Here is a 24,868-nt window from a genome sequence, read left to right on the forward strand (position 1 = left end):
GCCTCGCATCGGCGGGGAACGCTCCCTAGCCGCCCGGGCGTGGAGTCACGGCCTGACCGCCCCACTCCTCCGGAGCAGTGTCGTGCAGCGTCTGGTTGAGCACCCACTGGTGCCCGAAGGGGTCGTCGATCGTCGCCTGACGTTCCCCGTACTCCCAGTCCCGCTCAGGGTCCGCGACCGTCGCTCCACGGAGGACGGCCTCCGCGACCACGTCGGCGACGTCCTCCACCTTGAGCATCACCTGGTGGGACCGCGTCTCCCGTGGCGTCCGCCGACCGGGCCTCACCTCGGCGACGACGAGCTCGGCCGCGGGGCCCTCCGGGAGTCCCAGCTGCGAGCGGTGCCGCTCCCCGATGCGCACGTGCTCGACGAAGCCGAAGACCTCGCAGTACCAGGCGACGGCGGCCCGCACGTCGGCCACGATGAGCACGGGGAGCACGCGAGCGTGGGGCGCGGACCGGTTGGTGATCACCCGACCACCCTAGGTCCGTCCACCCCGACGCCCGGGGCCTGCTCGGCGCGCTCGGACGACTGGTGGGCGACCTGCGTCAGGCCGGCATCGGCCGATCGGCCCACCACCGCGAGCAGCCCTTGTCAGCGCACCGGGGAGGGTTTCTACGGTCGAGGTGTGACAGTGAGCGTGGTGGGGGTGGTGGTGCTCCTGGTGTGCGTCCTCTCGCTGACGATGCTCGCCTCGGGCATCTACCTGGTCACGTCCTACCGGCGACAGCGCGGGCAGCGAGCGGTGCTCGGACCGGCCCACGGGCAACCACCCCCGTGGAACACGTGGTAGAGCGCGAAGGCTGCGCGTCGTGACTGACGGACCGAACCGGGCCCCGTCGCTCGTCCTCTACCCGGACGTCGTCCCACCCGGCTGCGGCGGGCCGGGCTCGGTGGCGTCGGGATGGATGCTGCGGGTCTGCGCGCGGACGTAGCGCCGGGGCAGCCACTCGCGCGGGTAGACCTTCGGCAGGATCTTCGCGACGGCCAGCGCGACGTACATGACGGTGTTGATGGCCACGAAGACACTGAGCACGCTGAACCACGGCGAGAAGATCGTGCTCTCCGGGAAGAGGATCCCCGCGGGGACGACGGCGGCCGTCATGCCGACTCACCCTCCCGGACGACGACCTTGCCGTCCGCGGTCCGGGTGACGTGCGACCACTGGGCCTGCTTGCCGGTGAGGATGTCGAACACCCCGCGCAGGAAGACGACGTTGAGGAACGTGGCGTACACCAGCTCCGGGAAGAGGGTCAGGGCGACGAGGCGGGCGCGCCATCCGCCCCGCCAGGCGCTGATCACCCGCTCGACCATGAAGACGACACCGATGCCGAGCCAGAACGGGAACCACACCCACTCGTCCAGCGACATCGCCATCGTGAAGATCGCCACATAGTACGCCAGCAGGGCGACGGCTCCGTAGCCGATCCCGAACTGCTGCACCCAGTACCGCGACGTCTGCGGGGTGATGCCGTAGGCGCCGAGGTTCTCGAGCGCCCCCCGCTGCCAGCGCAGCCGCTGGTGCCAGATGGCGCCCCACGTGGGCATCACCTCGGTGACGACGGTGCACTGGGCGGGCGAGGTCATCAGTGCGCCGAGCGACTTCAGCGCGAGGGTCAGCTCGTTGTCCTCGGTCAGGGACACCGTGTCGTACACGTCGCCCGCGATCCCGGGGATCAGCCGGCCGCGCTGGGCCGCGACCTCGCGCAGCGCCCCCGAGCGGAAGACCGACGCCGTCCCCGTGAGCACGAAGAGGCGCCCCCGCCGGCGCTTGATGTCGCGGCTGTAGCGGATGTACTCGTTCCGCTGGAACTGGCCGATGAGCCCGTTGCCGTCCTCACCCATGAAGAGGCCGCCGATCGCCATGAGGGCGCGGTCCCCCGTCATCCGTGCCTTGGCCGTCTCGATGTACTCGCGCCCGATGACGGTGTCGGCGTCCATGACCATGACGGTGTCGTTCTCACCCATGCCGGGCAGCAGGCTGGCCAGCGCCTGGTTGAGCCCGCCGGCCTTCTTGTGCGTGTTGCCGACGGTCGCGAACACCTCCACCCCCGCCGCCCGCGCGAGGTCCTCGGTGGCGTCGGTGCAGTTGTCGGCGACGACGACGACCCGGTCGGGGCGGCTCGTCTGCTCCTCGAGGGAGGCGAGGGTCGCCGCGATGCGGTCCTCCTCGTTGTGCGCCGGGATGAGGACGGTCACCGTGACCGGACCGTGGAAGACCCCGGCGGTGCGGGCCATGACGAGCTTGGGCGCGAGCGGTGTCTCGCCGGCGTTCTCCGAGCGGCGGTACCGCTTGCTGATGCGGCTCTCGATCGCGGCGACGGCGGCGGCCAGCAGCAGGGCCAGCGCGACCGCCGCGACGAGCAGCTGCGTCGAGGGCGCCTGCGTGTCGTAGAGCACCTGCCACGCGCCGAACAGCAGGCCCTCGTCGGGCGGCGTCCTGGACTCGGGGTCGGTGAGCGCGAGGGCGAACCACAGCATCGCGGCCGCCGCGAGAGCCATGAGGACCACGAAGATCCCCGTACCCCGCTGGAGACGGTTCCCCGTGCCGCTCAACGAATCGTCCCTTCCGTGAGGTGTGCGGACGGGCGGCGGGAGGGGGTCCCGCTCATCGCTCCAGGTCCGCGTCCGAGCCCGGGACGACGATGCGGGCGGCATCCCCGAGGTGCTTGACGACGAACTCGTCGAACGGCACCGGCTCACCGAGCAGGAACCCCTGAGCGTAGTCGATGCCCAGGTCGTGGACGACGTCCAAGGTCTCCCACCGGCCGACGAACTCGGCCACCGTGCTCTTGCCGAGGAAGTGCGCGATCCGCACGATCGACTCGAGGATCGCCCGGTCGGTGTCGCTCTGGTCGGCGTCGGCGACGAACTCCCCGTCGATCTTCACGACGTCGAAGCGCATGTGCTTGAGGTAGGAGAAGGACCCGAACCCGGTACCGAAGTCGTCGAGGGCGAAGCGCGCCCCCAGGGCTCCGAGCCGGGCGGCGAAGGCCCGGGCGGCGAGCACGTCGGAGACGGCCGCCGTCTCGGTGACCTCGATGACGAGCGACTGGGCGTCGACGCCGTGCACGCGCAGGCCCTCGACGAGCTCGGCCTCGATCATCGGGTCGCCCATCGAGCGCCCGGAGAGGTTGACCGCGAGCGTCAGCTCGGGGGCGAGCGCCTGGAGCCGCTTGAGCATCTCGATGCCGTGGCGCACGACCCAGGCGTCCATCGCCGGTGCGAGCCCGGTGCGCTCGGCGATGTAGACGAAGCGGCCGGGCGAGACCGGCTCGCCCTCGTCGACGAGCCGCAGCAGCGCCTCGGCACCGCTGACCCGGTTGGTCCGGACGTCGATGATCGGCTGGAGGTACAGCTGGAACAGGTCGTTCTCGATGGCGTTCTCCAGCCGCGACCGCCACGCGAGGCGGGCCCCGGACCGCGGCTGGCGGGTCGACTCGCCGAGCAGGACGTAGCGGTTGCGGCCGTCGTCCTTGGCGTCGTACATGAGCATGTCGGCGAGGGCGAGGATGTCGGCGTCCTGCCCGGCGGCGTCGGCGAAGCTCACGACCCCCACGCTCGCCGTCACCCGCCGGTTGACGCCGTCGAGGGTGGAGGTGTGCGCGCGGACGCGGTCCACGATGTCCGCGGCGACGACCTCGGCGGACTCGCGGTCCGCGTCGGGCAGCAGCACGGCGAACTCGTCGCCGCCGAGCCGCGCGACGAGGTCCGAGGACGCCACGGCGCCGCGCAGGACGTTGGCCGTCGAGACGATCAGCTGGTCCCCCGCCGCGTGCCCGAGCGTGTCGTTGACGTCCTTGAAGTTGTCGAGGTCGAGCAGGATGAGCGCGCCCGTCGGTCCGTACCGGTCGCAGCGCGCGTGCTGGCGCTCCAGCTCCTGCTCGAACCGGCGCCGGTTCGGGAGGGCGGTGAGCGCGTCGTGGTCCGCGAGGTGGGTCAGACGCTGCTCGTAGCGGTGCCGGTCCGAGACGTCGATGACGTTCATGACGACGAGCTCGTCGCGCTCCTCGCGCTCGTCGGGGGTCGAGAGCACACGGCTGGTGAGGGCCACCCGCACGTCGACGCCGTCGGGGCGGGTGATTGTCCACTCGTCGCGGACCAGCCTGCCGTGCTCGACGAGCACGCGCTCGAGATGGCGCGCCACGCCGTCCGGGTGGTTCGGGGAGAGCCCGTCGACCGGGAAACCCACGAGCTCGTGGAGCATCCGGCCGGTGACCTCGGCGAGGCTGTCGTTGGCCCGGACGATGCGACCGTTGCGGTCGAGCACCGCGATGCCGTGCGGCGCGTCGGCGACGAGCCGTTCCGAGCGCTCGCGCGCGATGTCGACCTCGGCGATGCGACGGTGCTCCTCGGTGCTGTCGTGGAGCACCAGCAGCGCGCGGTCGGCGGCCCGCGACCCGGGGTCGGCCACGGGGACGGCGCTGACCGAGACCATCCGCGGCTCGCCGGTGACGACGTCGTCGATGACCACGAGCTCGTCCTCCACCCGCTCACCGCGCAGTGCCCGCCCGGGCGGGCTCATGTCGCCCTCCGGGCCGTCGGTGCCGACGGCGATGGCCAGGGCGGGCGGCGGGGTGAGGGTGACGCCGTCGGCCGAAGGACGACCGAGCCACCGGTGCGCCGCCTCGTTGAGCGGACGCATCCGGCCGTCCCGGTCGACGACGGCGAGGGCGTCGGGGATCGTGCGCGTGATGGCCACGAGGTCGGCAGCCTGGACGCGCGCGGCACGCTGGGAGACCGAGAGCGACTCCAGGAGGCGATCGCGCTCGGACTGGACGGTCGCGACGACCACCGGCACGCCGGCGGCGAGCATCATGTACGCCTGCACGACGAGGGCGCGCGTGCCGTCGTCCTCGATGGCCCCGAACGGGCCGCCCCCGGTGAAGCGGACGAGGGCGAACATCCCGAGCGCCACCATCGCCCCGTGGACCGCGGCGAGCGGCACGGGCAGCCGGATCCCGCTCCAGAGGAGCAGCGCGATGGGGAGGAACGCGAGCGGCAGGGTGTGGCTGGTGCCGAAGACCGCCCACACGAGCGGTGCCGTCACGACGACGACGAGCCCGAGCTCGGCGAGCTGGGCCCAGGTGACCTTCGGGCGGAGGTGGCGCATGGTCAGCCCGGGGCCGGCGATCACCGCGATGGCGGCACCGTTGCGCAGGACCCACGAGAGGGCCGTGGCCGGCGTCACCGGCACCTCGCCGTCGAGGGCGAGGCCGGCCATCGCCACCACGGCGCTGGCGAGCGTGGCCACGAGCCCGGCGGTGAGGAGGCGCAGGAAGTCGGAGAGGCTCGAGTACCGCTCGGCACCCCAGCGGGTGCGGTCCCGGTGCCGACGGCTCGTGCGCACCCGGATCTCGCTGTACGCCCGGCGGGTCCCGACCGCGACGACGACGTTCGCCGCCCCGAGCACGAAGGCGGTCCCCCAGCCGAACCCCGTGACGCCGTTGGCGACGGTGGCGACCGCCGCGACGGCGGCGGCGACGAGCACCAGCTCCCGCTGCGTGCGCGCGACGAGCGCCCACAGCGCCCCGACCCCGGCCGCCGGCCAGAACAGCGCCAACCCGGTGGTCGGGTCCACCAGGGCACGCCCGAGCACGGTGGCGACGGCGTAGGCGACACCGAAGGACGCGAAGCGCACGAGCATGCAGGGACCTCGAGGGGGACGAGCGGGGACAGGCAGCGCTCCATCATCCACCGCGGGGCGTCGCGCCGCGCGCCGGGACGCGCCGGGTCAGCGACCGAAGCCGGGGCTCTCCTCGTCGCGGGCCCGCGACCGACGGCGCAGCTCGGTGACCAGGCGCCGGTAGAGGTGCCACCTCCCCCAGGCGAGCAGGGCCACGAACGGCAGCACCACGGCCAGCGCCACCCACTGCTGCCGGACCACGAAGCTGACCATCACCCCCAGCATGGTCAGGGGCAGGACGGCCCACACGACCACCGAGGTCCGCAGCTTCCGCGTCGACGGCGGCGGGACGTAGAACGGGGAGCCGGGACCGGGCAGCGGGCCGAAGAGGTCCCGGCGGACCTCCTGGTCCTCGGGCTCCCCTTCCGTGCTCACGGACGACGGTTCTCGGGCGGGCTCACCGCGTGGCCTCGCTCATCTGGCGCAGCTCCTTCTTGAGGTCGCCGATCTCGTCGCGGAGCCGGGCCGCGAGCTCGAAGTGCAGGTCGGCCGCCGCCTGGTGCATCTGGGCGGTGAGCTCCTGGATGAGGTTGGCGAGCTCGCTGGCCGGCACGCCCTCACCCCGGCGCCCCGCCACGGCGACGTCGGCCGCCGCCGCACCGCGGCCACCGCGGCCACCGTCGGCCTTGCCGCGCGAGCGGGCCCGCCCGGAGCCGAGCAGCTCCTCGGTGTCGGCGTCCTCGCGCTGGAGCATGTCGGTGATGTCGGCGATCTTCTTGCGCAGCGGCTGGGGGTCGATGCCGTGCTCGCGGTTGTACGCCATCTGCTTCTCGCGCCGGCGCGTGGTCTCCTCGACGGCCTCGGCCATCGACGGGGTGATCTTGTCCGCGTACATGTGCACCTGGCCCGACACGTTGCGGGCCGCGCGGCCGATGGTCTGGATCAGCGAGCGGGCGCTGCGCAGGAAGCCCTCCTTGTCGGCGTCGAGGATGGCGACGAGCGAGACCTCGGGCAGGTCGAGGCCCTCGCGGAGCAGGTTGATGCCGACGAGGACGTCGTACTCGCCGAGCCGCAGCTCGCGGAGCAGCTCGACGCGGCGCAGGGTGTCGATGTCGGAGTGGAGGTAGCGGACCCGCACGCCCTTGTCGAGCAGGTAGTCGGTGAGGTCCTCGGCCATCTTCTTGGTGAGCGTGGTCACCAGCACGCGCTCGTTGCGTTCGGTGCGCACCCCGATCTCGTGGAGCAGGTCGTCGATCTGGCCCTTCGTCGGCTTGAGGACCACCTCGGGGTCGACCAGGCCGGTGGGCCGGATGATCTGCTCGACGTAGCCGTCGGACTTGGCGAGCTCGTAGGAGCCGGGCGTGGCCGACAGGTAGACGGTCTGGCCGATCCGGCCGAGGAACTCCTCCCACTTCAGCGGGCGGTTGTCCATCGCCGACGGCAGCCGGAAGCCGTGCTCGACGAGCGTGCGCTTGCGCGACATGTCGCCCTCGTACATCGCCCCGATCTGCGGCACGGTGACGTGCGACTCGTCGATGACGAGGAGGAAGTCCTCGGGGAAGTAGTCGAGGAGGCAGTTGGGCGCCGACCCGCGCTGGCGGCCGTCGATGTGCAGCGAGTAGTTCTCGATGCCGGAGCACGACCCGACCTGGCGCATCATCTCGATGTCGTAGGTGGTGCGCATCCGCAGCCGCTGGGCCTCGAGGAGCTTGCCCTGCTTCTCGAAGAGCGACAGCTGCTCCTCGAGCTCGGCCTCGATGCCGGCGATGGCCCGCTCCATGCGCGCCGGCCCGGCGACGTAGTGCGTGGCCGGGAAGACGTACATCTCCTGCTCCTCGCGGACCACCTCACCGGTCAGCGGGTGCAGCGTGTACAGCCGCTCGACCTCGTCGCCGAAGAACTCGATGCGCAGGGCGTGCTCCTCGTACACCGGGATGATCTCGACGGTGTCGCCGCGGACCCGGAAGGTGCCGCGGGTGAAGGCGAGGTCGTTGCGGGTGTACTGCATCTGCACGAAGCGGCGGATGAGGTCGTCGCGGTTGACCTCGTCGCCGACCCGCAGCGGGACCATCCGGTCGACGTACTCCTGCGGCGTGCCGAGGCCGTAGATGCAGGACACCGACGCGACGACGATGACGTCGCGGCGGGTGAGCAGGCTGTTGGTGGCGCTGTGCCGCAGCCGCTCGACCTCGTCGTTGATGGACGAGTCCTTCTCGATGTAGGTGTCCGTCTGCGGGACGTAGGCCTCGGGCTGGTAGTAGTCGTAGTAGCTGACGAAGTACTCGACGGCGTTGTTCGGCAGCAGCTCGCGGAACTCGTTGGCGAGCTGGGCGGCGAGGGTCTTGTTGGGGGCCATGACGAGGGTCGGGCGCTGGACCTGCTCGACGAGCCAGGCGGTGGTCGCCGACTTGCCGGTGCCGGTGGCGCCGAGCAGCACGACGTCCTGCTCCCCCGCGTTCACCCGCTGCGCGAGCTCGGCGATGGCCTTGGGCTGGTCGCCGGCCGGGGAGAACTCGGAGACGACCTCGAACGGCGCGAGGCGGCGCTGGAGCTCGGTGGTGGGACGCATCCCCCTACGGTATGCCGCGGCACCGACAGGCCGGGGTCTGGCCGGGGCACGGGCTCGGTGGGACCATCGTCGCCATGAGCGGTGCAGCCGACGGCAGCCTGGACCCGGCCGACTGGAACGCCTTCCGCGCCCTGGCCCACCGGGTCGTCGACGACATGGTCGACCGCCTCGAGCACCGCCGCGACGAACCCGTGTGGCGCCCGCTCCCCGACGACGTCCGCACCTCCTTCGACGGCCCGCTCCCCCGCACCGGGATCGGCGCCGAGGCGGCCTACGCCGAGGTCCTCGCCCGCGTCGTCCCGTACTCGATGGGCAACGACCACGCCCGCTTCTGGGGCTGGTACATGGGCGCCGGCCACCCCGTCGGCAACCTCGCCGACCTCGTGGCCAGCGTGCTCAACCCCAACATGGGCGGCGGCGACCACGCCCCGGTCCTCGTCGAGCAGCAGGTCGTGCGCTGGTGCGCCGAGGCGGTCGGCTACCCCACCGACGCGAGCGGCCTGCTCGTCAGCGGCGCCTCCGAGGCCAACCTCATCGGCCTGGCGGTGGCCCGCAGCGCCGTGCTCGGCCCCACCGTGCGCTCCGACGGGCTCGCCGGCACCGGCCGGGTCGCGGTCTACGCGAGCGCCGAGGTGCACAGCTGCCACCGCAAGAGCTGCGAGGTCCTCGGCCTGGGCGAGGCGGCCCTGCGGCTGGTACCGGTGCACGACGACTACACCCTCGACGTCGACGCCCTCGCCGAGGCCGTCGCCGCCGACCGGGCGGCGGGCATCCGGCCGCTGGCCGTCGTCGCGACGGCGGGCACCATCAACACCGGGGCGGTCGACGACCTCGACGCCGTCGCCGACCTCGCGGCCCGCGAGGGGCTGTGGCTGCACGTCGACGGCGCCATCGGTGGCTTCCTCGGGCTGAGCGGCCGCGCCGACCTCGTCCGCGGTCTGGCCCGCGCCGACTCGCTCGCCCTCGACCTCCACAAGTGGATGCAGGCGCCGATCGACGTCGGGCTCGTCCTCGTCCGGGACGAGGCGGCGCACCGGGCCACCTTCTCCGTCGTGCCGGCCTACCTCCGCCACGCCACCCGCGGCCTCGCGGCCGGAGACGTCTGGTTCAACGAGTACGGCATCGACCTCACCCGTGGCTTCCGCGCCCTGAAGGTGTGGATGGCCCTGCTCGCCCTCGGCGCCGACGCGCACGGCGCGGTGATGGACCGCACCACAGCGCTGGCGCACACGCTCGCCGACCGGGTCGACGCCCACCCGGACCTGGAGCGGATGGCCCCGGTCGGCTGCGACATCGTCTGCCTCCGCTACCGCCCCGACGGCCGCGCCGACCTCGACGACGAGGAGCTCGACGCCGTCAACCGCGAGCTCGTGCTGCTCGTCCAGGAGAGCGGCGTCGCGATCGTCACCGAGACCACCCTGCGCGGGCGGCTCGCGGTGCGCGTCGCCATCGGCAACCACCGGAGCGTGCCCGACGACGTGGACCTGTTCGTCGCCACCCTCGAGCGGCTCGGGCCCGAGGCGGTCAGGACGGTGGCACCGGCGGCGCCCAGCCCGTCCGCCGCGCCCACTCCTGCGCCCGGGGCCACGCCGCGCTGAACCAGGGCTCCTTGGCGTCCGCGTACTCCTCGGTCGTGGCCAGGCGCCCGGCGAGGTCGGCCTTGACGACCGCGTAGGCGTCGCGCTCGGCGCCCTCGGCGCGCAGCCAGTCCCGGAAGAGCAGCGCGAACTCCCATCCGGGGGAACCCACCTCGCGCACGTGCACGGGCGCCACCCGCGCCGGGTCCGCCGAGCCGTGGAAGCGCTTCGGCCACACGGTGCCGTCGTGGCCGTGGTCCTCGGTGTTCTCCCCCACGCGGGGGAAGCCCATCGACGCCATCGCGTCGACGAACGCGGGCGCGTCGGCGTCGGCGAGCGACCGCACGCCCACCTGGAGGTCGACGACGTCCTTGGCCGGCAACCCGGCGACGGCGGTGGAGCCGACGTGGTCCAGCGTGACCGCGGCGTCCCCCACGGCGTGCCGCACCCGGGCGAGCAGACGGCGGGCGGCCTCGGGCCACGCCGCGTCGGGCGGGCAGAGGACCGGCGCGGGCAGACGGCTGCGCGTCCCGGTGCGCAGGTTGGCGGCGAAGGGCTCGAGCCGCTCGTGCCAGAGTCGGCGGACGGCGACGTCGAGGGCCTCGCGCGAGCCCTCGTTGTCGAGCCACACGTCGGCGGCGGCGCGACGGGCCGGGTCGTCGGCCTGCGCCCCGATGCGTGCCCGCGCGTCGGCTTCCGCCATCCCGCGGTCGGTGACGAGCCGTCGCAGGCGCGTCTCCTCCGAGGCACCCACGACGAGGACGAGGTGGTACTCCCCCGCCATCGACTTCTCGACGAGCAGGGGCATGTCGTGCACGAGCACGGCGTCCGGGGGCAGCGCGGCGACGAGCTCGGCGGTGCGGGCCCAGATGGCCGGGTGCGTGATGCCCTCGAGGTCGCGCAGGGCGGCGGGGTCGCCGAACACGAGGCGACCGAGGGCGGGCCGGTCGAGCGAGCCGTCGGGTGCCAGGACGTCCGGGCCGAACCGGGCGGCGATCGCGGCGAGGGCCGGCGTACCGGGCTCGACCACCTCGCGCGCCACGGCGTCGGCGTCCACGACCGTGGCCCCCAGCGCCGCCAGCGCCCGCGCCGCGGTCGACTTGCCGGACCCGATGCCTCCCGTGAGCCCGACGCGCAGCATGCTCCCGACCCTAGCGGCCCGCGGTTCGGCGGGTCGCCGATGTGACCGGCGGGTAGCCTCCTCGCGTGACGACAGCGACGAGCCCGGGTCGGGCCACCCGGGTGCAGGCCCTCGACGGGCTCCGCGGTGTCACCATCGTCCTCGTGGTCCTGGGGCACCTCAGCGCCTTCCTCTGGCCGGAGGAGGGGATCCGCTCGGTGCCCTACCTGCGCGGGCTCGTCGGCGGTGGCGCCGTGCCGGTCTTCTTCGTCGTGAGCGGCTTCATCGTCACCTCCGGGCTGCTCCGTGACGTGGACCGCGACACCCTCGACCCGCTGCGCTTCCTGCTCCGCCGCGTGATCCGGGTGGGCGCCCAGCTCGTGCCGCTCTGCGCGGCGGTGGCCGTCGTCGCGGCGCTGGACCCCACGGACACCACTCCCGCCGACTCCACCGTGCGGACCCTGACGAACACGCTGACCTTCACCAACAACTGGCTCTACGCCCTCAACCCGCTCGGCGCCCGCAACGACATGGGCCACCTGTGGTTCCTCTCCATCCAGCAGCAGTGGTACGTCGTGCTCCCCCTCCTGCTGCTCGCGCTCGCCACCCGCCGCCGGCTCCTCGCCGCCGTGCTCGTGGCCCTGGCGGCGGCGTCCTCGACCTACCGGCTCGTGCGGGTCTCCGACCAGACCTGGTTCGCGCTGGCGGTCGACACCTTCGCGCGGGCCGACGCCCTCCTCCTCGGCGCCGCCCTGGCGGTCGCCCTCCCGTGGTTGCGCGGCCACGCGCGGTACGCGACGCCCGTGGCCACGGCCGCGATGCTCGCCCTCCTCGGCCTGCTCCTGCTCAACCCCGAGCTCGGTCCTCTCGCGTTCCTCCAGTGGTGGGGCGTCGTGTTCTCCGTCGTCGCGGTGGTGCTCGTCGGCGCCGTCGTCCTCCACGAGCAGCCGAGCGCCCTGACCCGCGGGCTCGCCGCGCCCTGGCTGACCTGGCTCGGCCGGGCGTCGCTCGTGATCTACGTGTGGCACTACCCGGTGATCTTCTTCGTCGGCCGCCACGCCACGGGCTCCTCGTGGCTCGTGCAGACGGTCGTGGTCCTCGCCATCGTCGCGGGCCTCACGGTGGCCTCGAACCGGTGGGTCGAGGACCCGGTGCGCCGCTGGCTGGCCACCCACCTGCGGCCCCCCCGCCCCGCAGGCGAGCCGCTGCCGTCCGCGTCCGGGACGGTGGCGCCGTGACCACCCTGACCCGCGGCGCAGTCTCCTCACTGCACACCCTCGCCGAGCGCTCGCGACCCCTCGACGGCCTGCGCGGCCTGGCCATCGCGCTCGTCGTCCTCTACCACTGCCACGTCGTCTGGCCGGCCGACGAGCGCCCCCAGCTCGGGTCGCTCTCGGCGCTGTTCGGCGGCGGCAACATCGCGGTGAGCGCCTTCTTCGTCATCAGCGGCTACCTCGTCACCGAGCGGCTGCTCGCCAGTGCCGAACGGCGCCGCCTGCTCGGTCCCCTCCTGTACCTCGAGCAGCGGACCGTCCGCATCGCCCTCCAGGTCTACGTGCTCCTCGTCGTCCTCTTCGTCGTCTGGAAGGTCGACCCCACCGACACCGCCAGCGAGCGGGCCACCGTGCGCTCGTTCGTGGCCGTGGCCACGTTCACCTTCAACACCTTCGTCCGCGACGACCCGCTGGGTGCGCGCTCCGACGTCGGCCCGCTGTACTTCCTCAGCATCGACGTCCAGTACTTCGCCGTCGCGACCGTCCTGGTCGTGCTCCTCGCGCGCTTCCGCAAGGCGCTGGTCGCCCTCGCTGTCGTCGCCTTCGTCGTCGTCTGTGCGTGGCGCTGGCACCTGTACCTCGAGGAGGGGTGGTACCGCGCCGCGCTCACCGCCGTCGCGCGGATCGACGGGCTCGTCGCGGGGTCTGCGGCGGCGGCCTTCCTGCACGGACGCCCGACACCCCGATGGCTGGCCCGCTCCGCGGGCGGGCTCGCCGGTGCCGGGTTCGTGGTGCTCGTCGGGCTGCTCGTCAGCACGGCCTTCGTCGGCATCGACGGCTACTTCGGGTGGCAGGGCGTCGTCGCGTCGATCGCGGCGACGCTGACCGTCGTCGGCCTGGCCAACGGCGCCGACCCGGCGACGCTGACCCCCCGGCTGCTGTCCTCGCGCCCCCTCGTCTTCCTCGGGCAGGCGTCACTGACGATCTTCCTGTGGCACATGCCGATCTACCAGTTCGTGCGACGGCACACGGAAGGTTGGGACACGCTGCCCCGTCTCCTGGCGGCCGTCATCCTGCTCGTCGCCGTCGTCGCGGTGGTGCACCGGCTCGTCGTCCCGGTGGTCGAGGGTGCGGTCCGCCGGGCGTTCCGACGGCTCACCCGCTCACCCGCCGGCGAGGCGCGCGGGGAAGCCGCCCGTCGCGACGGGTGACCAGCGAGTCGGGGTGATCCGCAGCAGCGACTTGCCCTGGTCGACCATCGCCTGCCGGTACTCGTCCCAGTCGGGGTGCTCGCCGGAGATGTTGCGGAAGTACTCGACGAAGGGCTCGACGTCGTCGACGGCGTCGACCACTTCGGCGTCACCATCGACCTGCACCCACGCGCCGCCGAAGTCGTCGGAGAGGACGAGGACGCTGCAGCGCGGGTCACGCCGCGCGTTGCGGACCTTCGCGCGCTCGGGGTAGCTGGTGACGACGATGCGCCCGGCGTCGTCGACGCCCCCGGTGACCGGCGAGGCCTGCGGCCGGCCGTCGGAGCCGCGGGTGGTCAGCAGGACCATCTGGTGGCGGGGACGGACGAACTCGAGGAGCGCCTCGAGGTCGACGTCGGTGTTCGTGGCGACGGTGCGTGGCATGCGCCCACCCTGCCACGCGGGGCCTCAGCCGAGCAGGTCCGGGGCCCTCGTGCGCACGGGCAGGAGCCACCAGCCGACGCAGGCGAGCAAGACACCCACCCCCGCGGCGGCGCCCCCGCGCGTCACCAGGCCGAAGAGCAGCACCTCCGGGGTCCCTCCCCGACGGTCGAGGGCCACGAGCACGAGCACCACCGAGACGAGGAGGACGAGGACGGCGGCGAGGAGCGCACGCTGCCGGGCGTCCACCCGCGCCGGCTCGGCAGCGCGAGGCACGGCACGCCGCGCCGCCCGTCCGAGCGCCAGCAGGACGAGTACCCCACCGACCACGCCGCTGCCGTACTGCGCCCACTTGTAACCGGGAAGCACGCCGACCCGGCTGTGCAGCAGCGGGACCCATCGGGTCCCCCACCGACCGGCGTGCGTGAAGGCGTCCCAGAGCACGTGGGTCGCGGCGCCGCCCACGACGCCGACTGCTGCCCACACCCACTGCCGCGGTGCGACCGCCACCGGCACGGGGAGCCGCGTGCCGACACCGAGAGGAAGGAGGTCGCGCAGCGCGCCGAGGACGACCGTCCGCCACGCGAGGACGGCGACGAGACCCACGAGCAGGTCGACCGTCACGATGCCGAGCACCGTGTGGGTCAGCCCGGCCCCGCGCCCACCGGTGAGGAACCACGGGTAGTCGGGAGCCATCGACCCCGCGACCCACGCGACCGGGACCACCCGGGCCGATCGTCGACCGAGGACCGGCAGCACGGCTGCGGCGTGGCTCGGGGTGAAGGGCACGGCTCAGGGTACGCACGAGGCCCGGCCCCCTCGCGGGGACCGGGCCTCGTGGCGAACCGTGCGTCGCGGGCGACGCGGTGGCTCAGTTGCCGGTGAGCTTCTCGCGCAGCGCGGCGAGCGCCTCGTCGGAGGCGAGGGTGCCCTCGTTCGCCGGCGCGGCCGGACGGGCGGAGGAACCCTCGGTGTCGGCGCTGTCCGAGGAGTACGACGTGGTCGCGGCCTCGCCCGCGGCCTCGGCGTCGGCCTTGACGGCCGCCTCGACCTGCGCGCGGTGCGCCTCCCAGCGCGAGTGCGCCTCGGCGTACTGCTTCTCCCAGGTCTCACGCTGCGACTCGAAGCCCTCGAGCCACTCGTTGGTCTCCGGGTCGAAGCCCTCGGGGTACTTGTACTCGCCCTTCTCGTCGTACTCCGCGGCCATGCCGTAGAGGGTCGGGTCGAACTCGACCTGGCCGGCGCCGTCCTCGTTCGCCTGCTTCAGCGAGAGCGAGATGCGGCGACGCTCGAGGTCGATGTCGATGACCTTGACGAAGATCTCCTGGCCGACCTGGACGACCTGCTCGGGCAGCTCGACGTGGCGCTCGGCGAGCTCGGAGATGTGGACCAGGCCCTCGATGCCGTCGTCGACGCGCACGAACGCACCGAACGGGACGAGCTTGGTGACCTTGCCCGGGACGACCTGGCCGATCGCGTGGGTCCGGGCGAAGTGCTGCCACGGGTCCTCCTGCGTCGCCTTGAGCGACAGAGAGACGCGCTCGCGGTCCATGTCGACGTCCAGGACCTCGACCTTGACCTCGTCGCCGACCTCGACGACCTCGGACGGGTGGTCGATGTGCTTCCAGGACAGCTCGGAGACGTGGACGAGACCGTCGACCCCGCCGAGGTCGACGAACGCACCGAAGTTGACGATCGAGGACACGACACCCGTGCGGACCTGGCCCTTGCCGAGCTCCTTGAGGAAGGTCGTGCGGACCTCGGACTGCGTCTGCTCGAGCCAGGCACGGCGCGACAGGACCACGTTGTTGCGGTTCTTGTCGAGCTCGATGATCTTGGCCTCGATCTCCTTGCCGACGTAGGGCTGGAGGTCGCGGACGCGACGCATCTCGACGAGGGAGGCCGGGAGGAAGCCCCGCAGGCCGATGTCGAGGATGAGGCCACCCTTGACGACCTCGATGACGGTGCCGGTGACGACGCCGTCCTCCTCCTTGATCTTCTCGATCGTGCCCCAGGCGCGCTCGTACTGGGCGCGCTTCTTGGACAGGATCAGGCGACCCTCCTTGTCCTCCTTCTGGAGGACCAGGGCCTCGACCTCGTCGCCGACCTTGACGACCTCGTTGGGGTCGACGTCGTGCTTGATCGACAGCTCACGCGAGGGGATGACGCCCTCGGTCTTGTAGCCGATGTCGAGGAGGACCTCGTCACGGTCGACCTTGACGATGCGACCCTCGACGATGTCGCCGTCGTTGAAGTGCTTGATCGTCGCGTCGATGGCGGCGAGGAGGTCTTCCTCGGAACCGATGTCGTTGATGGCGACCTCGGGGGCGGTCTTCTCGACCGTGCTGGCAGTCATGTAGTAGGAACTCCGATGTGGACAGATGGAATCGATGGATTGGTTCGCGCGCAGGCGTGACCCGCAGAGGTCACACGTGTGCTCGTGCAGCCTACCCGTGTCCGCACGCAGGGGGCAAAACGTCCCTGACCGGCGCGGACGCCGGATGAGCGAGGCCACCCGCCGGCCGGTCGGGACCGACGAGACGGTCGCCGCCAACCGGGCCTGGTGGGACGCCGAGGCGCCGGCCTACCACGCCGAGCACGGCACCTTCCTCGGCGACGACGGCTTCGTCTGGGGGCCCGAGGGCTGGACCGAGGAGGAGCTCGACCTGGTCGGCGTCCGCGACGGCATGACCGTGCTCGAGATCGGCGCCGGCGCCGGGCAGTGCTCGCGCTGGCTCGCCGGCCGGTACGACGTACGGGTCGTCGCGAGCGACCTCTCGGGCGGGATGCTGCGCACCGGGCGGGGCATCGACGCCGACCGCCCGGCCCCGCTCCCCCTGCTGCAGTGCGACGGCACCCGCCTGCCGCTCGCCGACGCCTCGGTGGACCGGGTGTTCACCGCGTACGGCGTCGTCCCGTTCGTCGCCGACAGCGCCGCGGTGCTGCAGGAGGCCGCGCGGGTCCTGCGTCCCGGCGGGAGGTTCGTCTTCTCGACGTCGCACCCGGTGCGCTGGGCCTTCCCCGACGTGCCCGGACCCGAGGGGCTCACCGCCACGCACTCCTACTTCGACCGCACGCCCTACGTCGAGAGCGAGGCCGGCGTCGTCACGTACGTCGAGCACCACCGGACCCTCGGCGACCTCGTGCGCCAGGTCGTCGCGGCCGGCCTCACCCTGCTCGACCTCGTCGAGCCCGAGTGGCCCGAGCGCAACGCGGCGGAGTGGGGCGGATGGTCCCCGCTGCGCGGGCGGCTGCTGCCCGGCACGGCGATCGTCGTCACCGAGCGCCGCTGAGGCGGGCGCCCGGCGGAGCGGGGCTCAGACCAGGGCCGGAGCGCGCTCCTCGCGCTCGGAGTGGCGCCCGCGGCGGGCGGTGGCCGCCAGCAGCAGGCCACCGACCAGGGCGAGCACGCCGAGGATGCCGCCGACGAGCGGCACGGTGCGGGTGAGCAGGCCCAGCTGCGCGGAGTTGCTCGAGCCGCTGTCGACGTTCGCCTTGACCGTCTCCTCGGTGAAGCCGAAGGTCAGGTCGAGGAACGTCGCGCCGTCGTCGAGGAGCCGGACCTGGTGCTCCTTCTGGTCGATGATCGCGCCGGTGCGCGGCTCGATCCACATCGTCTTCTCGGTGTTGTAGGTGCCCGGGACGCCGTCGGCGATCTGGATGGGCTGGTCCTTAACCGTGACGAGGAACTTGTAGGTGTCGAGGCCGTCGATGGCCTCCTCGCCCTGGTACACCGCGTCGACGGTGCCACCGACGAGGCCGTCCCAGAACGGGTAGGTCTTCTGCTCGGTGTCGAACGGGAACTTGTTGACCAGCCCCTCGACCGGCGCGGCGTCGGCCGGCAGGTTCTTGAAGTCGGGCACGGAGAGCCCCGTGAGCCGGTTCGTGGCGAACGTGCTGGTGCTCGCCGAGAGCAGCGTCTTGGACGGGTCGTCGGCCGCCACGCAGTCGGGGGCGTCGCCGTTCGGGTCGCGCACGAGGCAGCTGGAGTTCTGGAAGAGCACGACGTCGGAGGTGCTCAGCTCGGAGTCGGCGTGGGTGATGCTCACGGCCTTGACCGGTGTGTTCTCGAGCCCGTCGGGGCCGGCCACCTGGGCCTCGCCGCTCAGGCGCGTCACCGAGTCGGTGTCGAGCGGGGTCTTCTTGACCTGGCCCGATGCGTAGACGAGCGACAGGATCGCGGTCATCACCAGGAATGCTCCGAGGAAGACGAGGAGCTTCGTCACGATTCCGCGCACTGCTTGACCCTCCGTTGGGCTCGATGTCGGACAGAATGTAGCAGCAGGTGACCCGCCGGTAACCTCACTCCGGGAGCGCCCGCGTGGCGAACCGCCGCCACACCGTCCGAGAGGCCTGCCGCATGACCGCCCGACCTGCCGTCGACGCCGCGCGCGTCGGCCGCTCGGCGGCGCTGGACTGGATGCGCGGGGTGGCCATCGTCCTCGTCGTCCTCTCGCACATGTGGGCGCTGTGGTCGCTCGAGGCGCTCACCGGCCTGCCGCCCCTGCTCCACGTGCTCCAGAGCGGCAACATCGCGGTCACCGTCTTCCTCGTCGTCGCCGGCTTCCTCCTCGTCCGCTCGCTCATCGGGTCCGAGGGCACGCGCGCGGACGACACCGGTCGGGTCGGCGAGATCGCCGCCCGGCGACCGGCCGTCGTCGTGCTCACCCGGGTCGTCCGCATCGCGGCGCAGACCTACCCCCTGCTGCTGCTCATCTGGTTCACCACCCTCGCGGACCAGCCGACCCGCCTGCTCGAGACCCAGACCGAGCGCTCGGTCCTCTGGGTCTCGACCTTCGGCTGGAACATCTACCTGCAGTCCCAGGCGCTCCTGGCGCGCGCCGACCTCGGGCACCTCTGGTACACCGCGGTCTACGTGCAGGTGGCCGTCGTGCTCGTGCTCCTCGTCCGCGGGCTGCGCCACCGGCGCCTCGTCCTGGCCGCCACCCTCGGAGGGCTGCTGCTCGCCTGCACGCTCTGGCGCGCCCACGTCGTCGACGTCGAGCCGCTGACCACCGCGCTCCTGCGCACGACCACGCGCATGGACGGCATGCTCTGGGGTGCCCTGGCCGCGGTGCTGTGGCCCTGGCTCGGTGCCGTCCGCCGGCACGCCGGCACGGTCGTCTCGTGGTCGCTGGCCGGCTTCGGGGTCCTCGTCCTCGCGCTCGGCAACTCGGGGTCCTACCTCGGCTGGGGCGGCATCGCGGCCAACCTCGCCGTCGTCGCCGTCATCGTCGCCGCGCCGGGACTGCCGGCGGACGGGCGCCTCGCCCGCGTGCTCGGGTGGCGCCCCGCCGTCCGCCTCGGCCGCTGGTCCCTGGCGATCTACGTCTGGCACTACCCGATCTTCTTCGCGGTCGGCGCCCGGGTGCCGGACTGGCCCCCGCCGGCCAAGGCCGCCCTCGCGCTCGTGGTCCTGGCGGTCGCCGTGGCGCTCACGCTGCGCTATGTCGAGCGGCCGGTCGAGGCCTTCCTCGAGCGGCGGCTGCGCGCGCGCCCGGCCGACCGCGAGGAGCAGGCCGCCCTGCCCCGGGCCGACGCGGCGGCCCTCAGCCCCGACGCCGCAGCTTCTGCACCCGTGCCAGCACGCCCTGCACCGTCTCGTCCTTGAGCCCGAGGCGCCGCTTCGCGCGGTCGTAGACGTCGAGGGCGGTCCGGTCGGCCCAGATGGCCGCACCGCGCGTCGCGCCGTCCTGCGGCCGCGGCCGGTAGTTGGTGGAGCGGCGGACCGCCGCCTCCTCCTCGGTGAAGTAGTACAGCGCCATCGAGCGGCGGGCCTCGCCCGGGGGGCAGGTGAGCGGGTCCGGGTGGCCGTGGAAGCTGTCGGCGGAGGTCGTGAAGACGAGCATCCGGTTGCCCTTGGGTCGCACGGAGCCGCGCTTGGCGGTCATCTGCTGGTCCCACAGCTCCAGCTCGCCGCCCCACTCGGGGAGCCACTCCTCGTTGAGGTACAGCAGGATGTTGACCCGTCGCGCCCAGTTCTCGTGGTCGTGGTGGGTCGTGAAGTCGGCGTGGATGTTGAGGTGGCCGCCGCGCAGCGTCTGGTGCAGGCCGCCGCCGTCCATCGACCAGTCCGGGAGCAGGTCCTCGATGCCGGTCAGCTCCTCGAGGTAGCGCACGAACTCCGGGGCGCACAGCTCGCGGGCGACGGCGGTGAGGGTCGGGCCCCAGGTGTCGGGGGCCGTGTTCGAGTACTTGGTCTCGTTGACGTGCAGGTAGCCACGCCAGAACGGGTCCTCGGTGCCCGGGAACTCCGCGACCGCCGCCGCGAAGGCCTCGGGGGTGAGCACGTCGTCGAGCACGGTGTGCGGGAACGGCTCGGCGGCCCGGTACGCCGCCGCGGCCTCGGGGAGCGCGGCGGTGAGGCGGTCCATCGCGATGAGCGGGCTCGGCATGGCGTCAGTCTGGCACGGCGCCCCGGCCGGTCCTCACACATCGTTACCGGCGGGTCACATACAATCCATCGACGTCGCGACGCCGCCTCGACCCGGGTGGTGCAGCGCCCGAGACCGGACGGACCACCATGACCCACTCCCCTGCCGCGGCCGCACCCCGCGTCGGCGTCCTCGTCGTCGCGTACAACGCCGCGAGCACCCTCGTGCACACGCTCGACCGGCTCCCCGAGGCCTTCCGCGCCTCGGTCGACCACGTGCTCCTCGCCGACGACGCGAGCCAGGACGACACCTACGCCATCGGCATGGCGTACAAGGACACCTCCGACCTGCCGCTGACCGTCGTCCGGCACGAGAAGAACCTCGGCTACGGCGGCAACCAGAAGGCCGGCTACCGCTGGGCCATCGGGCACGGCCTCGACGTCGTCGTCCTGCTCCACGGCGACGGCCAGTACGCACCCGAGGTGATCGAGGACCTCGTCCGCCCCCTCACCGAGGGGCGTGCCGACGCCGTCTTCGGCTCGCGGATGATGGTCCGCGGGCAGGCGCTCAAGGGCGGGATGCCGCTCTACAAGTTCGTCGGCAACCGGATCCTGTCGACCTTCCAGAACGCGATGACCGGCGCCGACCTCAGCGAGTGGCACAGCGGGTACCGGGCCTACCGCGTCGACGCCCTCGCCGACCTCGCCCTCGATACGTACAGCGACGGCTTCGACTTCGACACCGAGATCATCCTCGGGCTGCTCGACGCCGGGAAGCACGTCGCCGAGGTCCCGATCCCCACGTACTACGGCGACGAGATCTGCTACGTCAACGGCATGGCCTACGCCCGCGACGTCGCGCGTGACGTGCTGCGCCACCGCGCCCGGCGGATGGGCTTCGGTGCGCAGGGCACGGCCGAGGCCTACGCGCTCAAGCCCTCCCCGCACTCCAGCCACGGCCGGATCCTCGGGTGGCTCGCGTCGTCGGCACCGGGCACCGTGCTCGACGTCGGCTGTTCCGACGGCGCGTTCGGTGCGCTGGTCCGGGCCGAGGGCCACCGGGTCGTCGGGGTCGACCTCGTCAAGCACGACGGCGTCGGCGACCGCCTCGACGACTTCGTCGAGGCCGACCTCGAGGGGGGTCTGCCCGAGGACGCCGGCACCGGCTACGACCACGTCGTCGCCGCCGACGTCCTCGAGCACGTGACCCGCCCGGAGGTGCTGCTCCGCGACATCGCCGCCCGGCTGGCGCCCGGGGGCGAAGTGCTCGTCTCGGTGCCGAACTTCGGCCACTGGTACCCCCGTGGGCGCACCGCACTCGGTCTCTTCGACTACGACAGCCGTGGCCCGCTCGACCGCGGCCACGTCCGCTTCTTCACCCGGCGCAGCTTCGAGAAGCTGGTGCGCGACTGCGGCCTGCGGATCGTCGAGCGCGACGTCGTCGGCGTGCCCGTCGACGTCCTCGACCGGGGGCGCGCCGGAGACCGCCGGGTCGACGTCGCCCGCGCGGTCGGGTCCGTGGACCGCGCCGCGGTGCGCGGGTGGCCGACGCTCTTCGGGTACCAGCTCCTCTACCGCCTCGAACCGGCGTGAGCCGCCCGGCACCTCCGCATCCACGGGTCGTCGTCGCGTCCCTCACCGGGTGCCTCCTCGGAGGCCTGGTCTACCTGCTCGTCCTGCTCGACCTCGCGTGGTCCCCCACCCGGACGGCGGTCGGGCTCGGGTACGGCTCGAACTTCTTCGACATCCAGGCCAACGCGTTCCTGGCCGGCCGGCTCGACGTGCCCGAGGGGTCGCTCGGCATCGAGGGGTTCGTCATCGGCGGGCGGACGTTCATGTACTTCCCGCCCTTCCCGGCGCTGCTGCGCATCCCGGTCATGCTCGTCACCCACGAGTTCGACGGCCGGCTGACGGTGGCCTCGATGGCCCTCGGGTGGCTCGTGCTCGCCGTGATGTCCGCGCGCCTGCTCTGGCTGGTGCGCCGGGTGCTGCGCGGGTCGGAGGTCCCGAGCCGCCGCGAGGCCGCGGCGGCCGCGGTGCTCCTCACCGCGATGACCGGCGGCACCGTCATCACCTTCGTCGCGGCCCTGCCGTGGGTCTACCACGAGGTCTACGTGTGGTCGGTGGCCACCGTCGTCGGGTCGCTCTACTGGCTCCTGCGCGCGGGGCTCGAGCCGAGCCGGCGCACCCTCGGCTGGCTCGCCGCCTTCGCGCTGGCCGCGGTCCTCACCCGCACCACCGGCGGCTTCGCGGTCTGCGGGGCGGCCGTCCTCGCGGCGCTCTGGTGGTGGTGGTCCGAGGGACGGCGCCGCCCTGCCGGTCGGCGGCTCCTCGTCGGCTTCCTCGCGGCGGGGCTGCTGCCGGTCGCGGCGTCGGTGGCCCTCAACGAGGTGAAGTTCGGCCACCCGTACCTGTTCCCCCTCCAGGAGCAGGTGTGGACGCAGGTCAACGAGCACCGGCGGGAGGCGTTGTCCGCCAACGGTGGTCACATCACGGGCCCCCAGTTCCTGCCGGTCACGGCCGACGCCTACCTCTCCCCGACCGGCCTGCGCCTGACGCCCTGGTTCCCGTGGGTCTCGCTCCCGGACGCCCCGCCCGTCGAGTCCGGCGGCGTCGTCCTCGACCAGACCTACCGCACGGCCAGCGTCCCCGCGACGACGCCGATGCTCCTCGTGTTCGCGCTGGCGTCCTTCCCGCTGCTCGTCCTCCTGCGCCGCAGACGGTCGCTGCGCCTGCTGGCGCCCCCGCTGCTCGGGGCGGCCGTCGTCCCGGCCGGCATCCTCATGTACGGGTACGTCGCGAACCGCTACACGAGCGAGTTCGTCCCCCTCCTGGTCGTGGGGTCCGCGATCACGACCTGGGCGCTGCTGCCCCGCCTGCTGCGCGGCTCCCGCCGCCGGGCGGGTGGGGTGCTGGCCGGGCTCGCCCTGCTCACCGCGTACTCCGTGCTCGTCCACACCGCGACGGGCCTGGCGGCCGGCGCGGTCACGGGCCGGGGTGACCGCCTCGTGCAGCTGCTCTCGGCCCAGCAGCGCGTCGACTCCGCCCTCGGCACCCAGGGGCCCCCGGTGCTCCGCGACGTCGAGGACCTCCCCGACGACGCCGCCCCCGACACCCTGGCCGCCGCCCCGGGCTGCTCGGCGCTCTACCTCGCCACCGGTGACCGGTACGAGCCGTGGGTGCTCGTCGAGGACTCCCCCACGGTGCTGCGGGTGACCGTGCACCGCGGGGTGCGCACCGGGCAGCTGGTGCTCGCGACCGTCATCGGGTCGCGCACCCGCGACGTCGTCCTCCAGACCCGGTCCGACCACCAGGTGCGGGTCGTCGTGCGCGACGGTGCCAGGGTCACGGCCGGCCCCTGGTACGGCGTCTACCCCGAGAGCTCGACGACGGTCGGCATCGGGGTCTTCTCCGACATCGGCGTCACCGAGGTCACCTCGACGCCCGGCGGCCGGGTCGCCGTCTTCCCCGCCCAGCGCATCGACGAGGACTGGGTCATCCGACCGGGACGCACCGAGGTCCGCCCCGACGTCACCGCCGAGGCCGACCGGCTGGGCATCACCGTGGAGAAGGCGCCGTCCCGGCCCACGACGCTGTGTCCGCGGGTCGTCTCGGGGGCGGGGGCCGGGTGACCGGCGCGCCGCTGCGCGTCGCCGTCCTGTCGTGGCGCGACCCCCGGCACCCGGAGGCGGGCGGCAGCGAGGTCTACGTGGAGGAGGTGGCCCGCGGCCTGGTCCGCGCGGGCCACGAGGTCACCGTCATCACGGCGCGGCCGCCCGGCGCTCCGCGGCGGGAGGTCCTCGACGGGGTGCGGCACCGACGCTCCGGTGGCCGCCTCACGGTGTACCTGCACGGGCTCTGGTGGGTCGCGCTGCACGGCCGCCGGATCGACGTGGTGGTCGACGTCATCAACGGGCTGCCCTTCGGCACACCGCTCGTGCGCCGACACGGAGTCGTGGCGCTCGTGCACCACGTCCACCGCGAGCAGTGGCGGATGATCTACCCCGGGCTGCGCGGACGGTTCGGGTGGTGGGTCGAGTCGGTGCTGACGCCCCGCCTGTACCGGGGGGTCCGGCACGTCACGGTGTCGGGTACGTCGCGGGACGACCTGGTGGCGCTCGGGCGGCGCAGGGAGGACGTGACGGTCGTCCGCAACGGGCTGTCGCCGCGGCCGCAGGCCGGCAGCCGGGCCCCGGAGCCGCGCGTGGTCGTGCTCTCCCGGCTCGTGCCCCACAAGCAGGTCGAGCACGTCCTCGACGCCGTGGCGGCGCTGCGGCACGAGCATCCGGACGTGCGGCTCGACGTGGTCGGGCGGGGCTGGTGGGCACCGCAGCTCGTCGAGCACGCGCGGGCGGTGGGGGTCGCCGACCTCGTCACCTTCCACGGCTGGGTCGACGACGACGAGCGGGACCGGCTGCTCGCCGGAGGCCGGGTGCTCGCGCTGCCGTCGGTCCGCGAGGGCTGGGGCATCGCCGTCACCGAGGCGGCCGCGCAGGGCACCCCGACCGTCGGCTACCGGACGAGCGGGGGCCTCACCGAGTCCGTCGTCGACGGCGAGACGGGCTGGCTGGTCGAGGGGCCCGACGAGCTGGCGCGGGTGCTGGGCGAGCTGCTGGCCGGCCGGCTCGACGTCGAGGCCGTGGGAGAGGCGGCGCGACGGCGTGCGTCGTCCCTGGACTGGACGCGCACGGCGCGGGAGTTCGAGGAGGTGCTCCTCGGGGTCACCACCGGACGGCGGGACCGAGGGGGGTCGTGACG

At 73.0% G+C, this 24,868-nt stretch carries 21 protein-coding genes; 9 read left to right on the forward strand and 12 right to left on the reverse strand.

The window, feature by feature from the left end:
* Positions 1 to 25 precede the first annotated feature (25 nt).
* Positions 26 to 472: a VOC family protein gene (locus tag ACQZ2A_RS01135; protein ID WP_430206653.1), complete on the reverse strand. Its 447-nt coding sequence runs from the start codon at positions 470 to 472 to the stop codon at positions 26 to 28.
* 156 nt (positions 473 to 628) lie between these two features.
* On the opposite strand from ACQZ2A_RS01135, the gene ACQZ2A_RS01140 reads away from it, so the two are divergent.
* Complete coding sequence (locus ACQZ2A_RS01140; RefSeq protein WP_430206654.1) at positions 629 to 793, forward strand: hypothetical protein; 165 nt, start codon at positions 629 to 631, stop codon at positions 791 to 793.
* A gap of 57 nt (positions 794 to 850) precedes the next feature.
* Here the strand turns inward: ACQZ2A_RS01140 and ACQZ2A_RS01145 are convergent, their stop codons facing one another.
* From ACQZ2A_RS01145 to uvrB, 5 genes are all read right to left on the reverse strand, one after another.
* The gene (locus ACQZ2A_RS01145; protein ID WP_430206655.1) at positions 851 to 1,105 is read right to left on the reverse strand and encodes a hypothetical protein; all 255 of its coding nucleotides are present in this window, start codon (positions 1,103 to 1,105) and stop codon (positions 851 to 853) included.
* Positions 1,102 to 2,502, reverse strand: coding sequence for a glycosyltransferase family 2 protein (locus ACQZ2A_RS01150; RefSeq protein ID WP_430206767.1), 1,401 nt, complete (start codon positions 2,500 to 2,502; stop codon positions 1,102 to 1,104). Before ACQZ2A_RS01150 ends, ACQZ2A_RS01145 begins: the two co-directional genes overlap by 4 nt.
* 106 nt (positions 2,503 to 2,608) lie before the next feature.
* Complete coding sequence (locus ACQZ2A_RS01155; protein ID WP_430206656.1) at positions 2,609 to 5,647, reverse strand: bifunctional diguanylate cyclase/phosphodiesterase; 3,039 nt, start codon at positions 5,645 to 5,647, stop codon at positions 2,609 to 2,611.
* Between the two features lie 87 nt (positions 5,648 to 5,734).
* Positions 5,735 to 6,061 carry a hypothetical protein gene (locus ACQZ2A_RS01160; RefSeq protein WP_430206657.1) on the reverse strand — a complete coding sequence of 109 codons (327 nt, stop codon included), beginning with the start codon at positions 6,059 to 6,061 and terminating at the stop codon, positions 5,735 to 5,737.
* 22 nt (positions 6,062 to 6,083) lie between these two features.
* Positions 6,084 to 8,195 (reverse strand): excinuclease ABC subunit UvrB, encoded by a 2,112-nt coding sequence (gene uvrB, locus ACQZ2A_RS01165; RefSeq protein WP_430206658.1) that lies wholly within the window; start codon positions 8,193 to 8,195, stop codon positions 6,084 to 6,086.
* Between the two features lie 74 nt (positions 8,196 to 8,269).
* On the opposite strand from uvrB, the gene ACQZ2A_RS01170 reads away from it, so the two are divergent.
* Complete coding sequence (locus ACQZ2A_RS01170) at positions 8,270 to 9,793, forward strand: pyridoxal phosphate-dependent decarboxylase family protein (RefSeq protein ID WP_430206659.1); 1,524 nt, start codon at positions 8,270 to 8,272, stop codon at positions 9,791 to 9,793.
* On the opposite strand, the gene coaE is transcribed toward ACQZ2A_RS01170, so the two are convergent.
* A complete protein-coding gene (gene coaE, locus ACQZ2A_RS01175; protein WP_430206660.1) occupies positions 9,720 to 10,913 on the reverse strand; it encodes a dephospho-CoA kinase in 1,194 nt (397 codons plus the stop codon). The two genes, ACQZ2A_RS01170 and coaE, sit on opposite strands and share 74 nt — an antisense overlap.
* A gap of 65 nt (positions 10,914 to 10,978) precedes the next feature.
* Between coaE and ACQZ2A_RS01180 the strand changes: the two genes are divergently transcribed.
* Positions 10,979 to 12,130, forward strand: a complete 1,152-nt coding sequence (locus ACQZ2A_RS01180; protein WP_430206661.1) for an acyltransferase family protein — start codon at positions 10,979 to 10,981, stop codon at positions 12,128 to 12,130.
* Positions 12,127 to 13,317 carry an acyltransferase family protein gene (locus ACQZ2A_RS01185; RefSeq protein WP_430206662.1) on the forward strand — a complete coding sequence of 397 codons (1,191 nt, stop codon included), beginning with the start codon at positions 12,127 to 12,129 and terminating at the stop codon, positions 13,315 to 13,317. The genes ACQZ2A_RS01180 and ACQZ2A_RS01185 overlap by 4 nt, the downstream gene beginning before the upstream one ends.
* On the opposite strand, the gene ACQZ2A_RS01190 is transcribed toward ACQZ2A_RS01185, so the two are convergent.
* From ACQZ2A_RS01190 to rpsA, 3 genes are all read right to left on the reverse strand, one after another.
* On the reverse strand, positions 13,270 to 13,740 hold the full coding sequence (locus tag ACQZ2A_RS01190) for a PPOX class F420-dependent oxidoreductase (RefSeq protein ID WP_430206663.1): 471 nt from the start codon (positions 13,738 to 13,740) through the stop codon (positions 13,270 to 13,272). The two genes, ACQZ2A_RS01185 and ACQZ2A_RS01190, sit on opposite strands and share 48 nt — an antisense overlap.
* Before the next feature lie 24 nt (positions 13,741 to 13,764).
* Positions 13,765 to 14,526 carry a DUF4184 family protein gene (locus ACQZ2A_RS01195; protein WP_430206664.1) on the reverse strand — a complete coding sequence of 254 codons (762 nt, stop codon included), beginning with the start codon at positions 14,524 to 14,526 and terminating at the stop codon, positions 13,765 to 13,767.
* An 82-nt stretch (positions 14,527 to 14,608) separates the two neighbouring features.
* A complete protein-coding gene (gene rpsA / locus ACQZ2A_RS01200) occupies positions 14,609 to 16,093 on the reverse strand; it encodes a 30S ribosomal protein S1 (RefSeq protein ID WP_430206665.1) in 1,485 nt (494 codons plus the stop codon).
* A 145-nt stretch (positions 16,094 to 16,238) separates the two neighbouring features.
* Here rpsA and ACQZ2A_RS01205 point away from each other — a divergent pair, with 145 nt between their 5' ends.
* Complete coding sequence (locus tag ACQZ2A_RS01205; RefSeq protein ID WP_430206666.1) at positions 16,239 to 17,030, forward strand: class I SAM-dependent methyltransferase; 792 nt, start codon at positions 16,239 to 16,241, stop codon at positions 17,028 to 17,030.
* A 24-nt stretch (positions 17,031 to 17,054) separates the two neighbouring features.
* On the opposite strand, the gene ACQZ2A_RS01210 is transcribed toward ACQZ2A_RS01205, so the two are convergent.
* Positions 17,055 to 17,975, reverse strand: a complete 921-nt coding sequence (locus ACQZ2A_RS01210) for a DUF3068 domain-containing protein (protein ID WP_430206667.1) — start codon at positions 17,973 to 17,975, stop codon at positions 17,055 to 17,057.
* 122 nt (positions 17,976 to 18,097) lie between these two features.
* Between ACQZ2A_RS01210 and ACQZ2A_RS01215 the strand changes: the two genes are divergently transcribed.
* Entirely contained in the window at positions 18,098 to 19,348 is a 1,251-nt protein-coding gene (locus ACQZ2A_RS01215) for an acyltransferase family protein (protein WP_430206668.1), read from the forward strand.
* On the opposite strand, the gene ACQZ2A_RS01220 is transcribed toward ACQZ2A_RS01215, so the two are convergent.
* On the reverse strand, positions 19,287 to 20,132 hold the full coding sequence (locus tag ACQZ2A_RS01220) for a 2OG-Fe(II) oxygenase (protein WP_430206669.1): 846 nt from the start codon (positions 20,130 to 20,132) through the stop codon (positions 19,287 to 19,289). The two genes, ACQZ2A_RS01215 and ACQZ2A_RS01220, sit on opposite strands and share 62 nt — an antisense overlap.
* A 128-nt stretch (positions 20,133 to 20,260) precedes the next feature.
* On the opposite strand from ACQZ2A_RS01220, the gene ACQZ2A_RS01225 reads away from it, so the two are divergent.
* Genes ACQZ2A_RS01225 through ACQZ2A_RS01235 form a run of 3 tightly spaced genes read left to right on the forward strand, consistent with a single transcriptional unit; the run spans position 20,261 to position 24,866 of the window.
* Positions 20,261 to 21,703 (forward strand): glycosyltransferase, encoded by a 1,443-nt coding sequence (locus ACQZ2A_RS01225; RefSeq protein WP_430206670.1) that lies wholly within the window; start codon positions 20,261 to 20,263, stop codon positions 21,701 to 21,703.
* Positions 21,700 to 23,742: a hypothetical protein gene (locus tag ACQZ2A_RS01230; RefSeq protein ID WP_430206671.1), complete on the forward strand. Its 2,043-nt coding sequence runs from the start codon at positions 21,700 to 21,702 to the stop codon at positions 23,740 to 23,742. The genes ACQZ2A_RS01225 and ACQZ2A_RS01230 overlap by 4 nt, the downstream gene beginning before the upstream one ends.
* Positions 23,739 to 24,866 (forward strand): glycosyltransferase family 4 protein, encoded by a 1,128-nt coding sequence (locus ACQZ2A_RS01235; protein WP_430206672.1) that lies wholly within the window; start codon positions 23,739 to 23,741, stop codon positions 24,864 to 24,866. The genes ACQZ2A_RS01230 and ACQZ2A_RS01235 overlap by 4 nt, the downstream gene beginning before the upstream one ends.
* Positions 24,867 to 24,868: the final 2 nt, after the last annotated feature.

Source organism: Phycicoccus avicenniae, assembly GCF_050496545.1.
In the GTDB taxonomy this organism is placed as follows: domain Bacteria; phylum Actinomycetota; class Actinomycetes; order Actinomycetales; family Dermatophilaceae; genus Phycicoccus; species Phycicoccus avicenniae_A.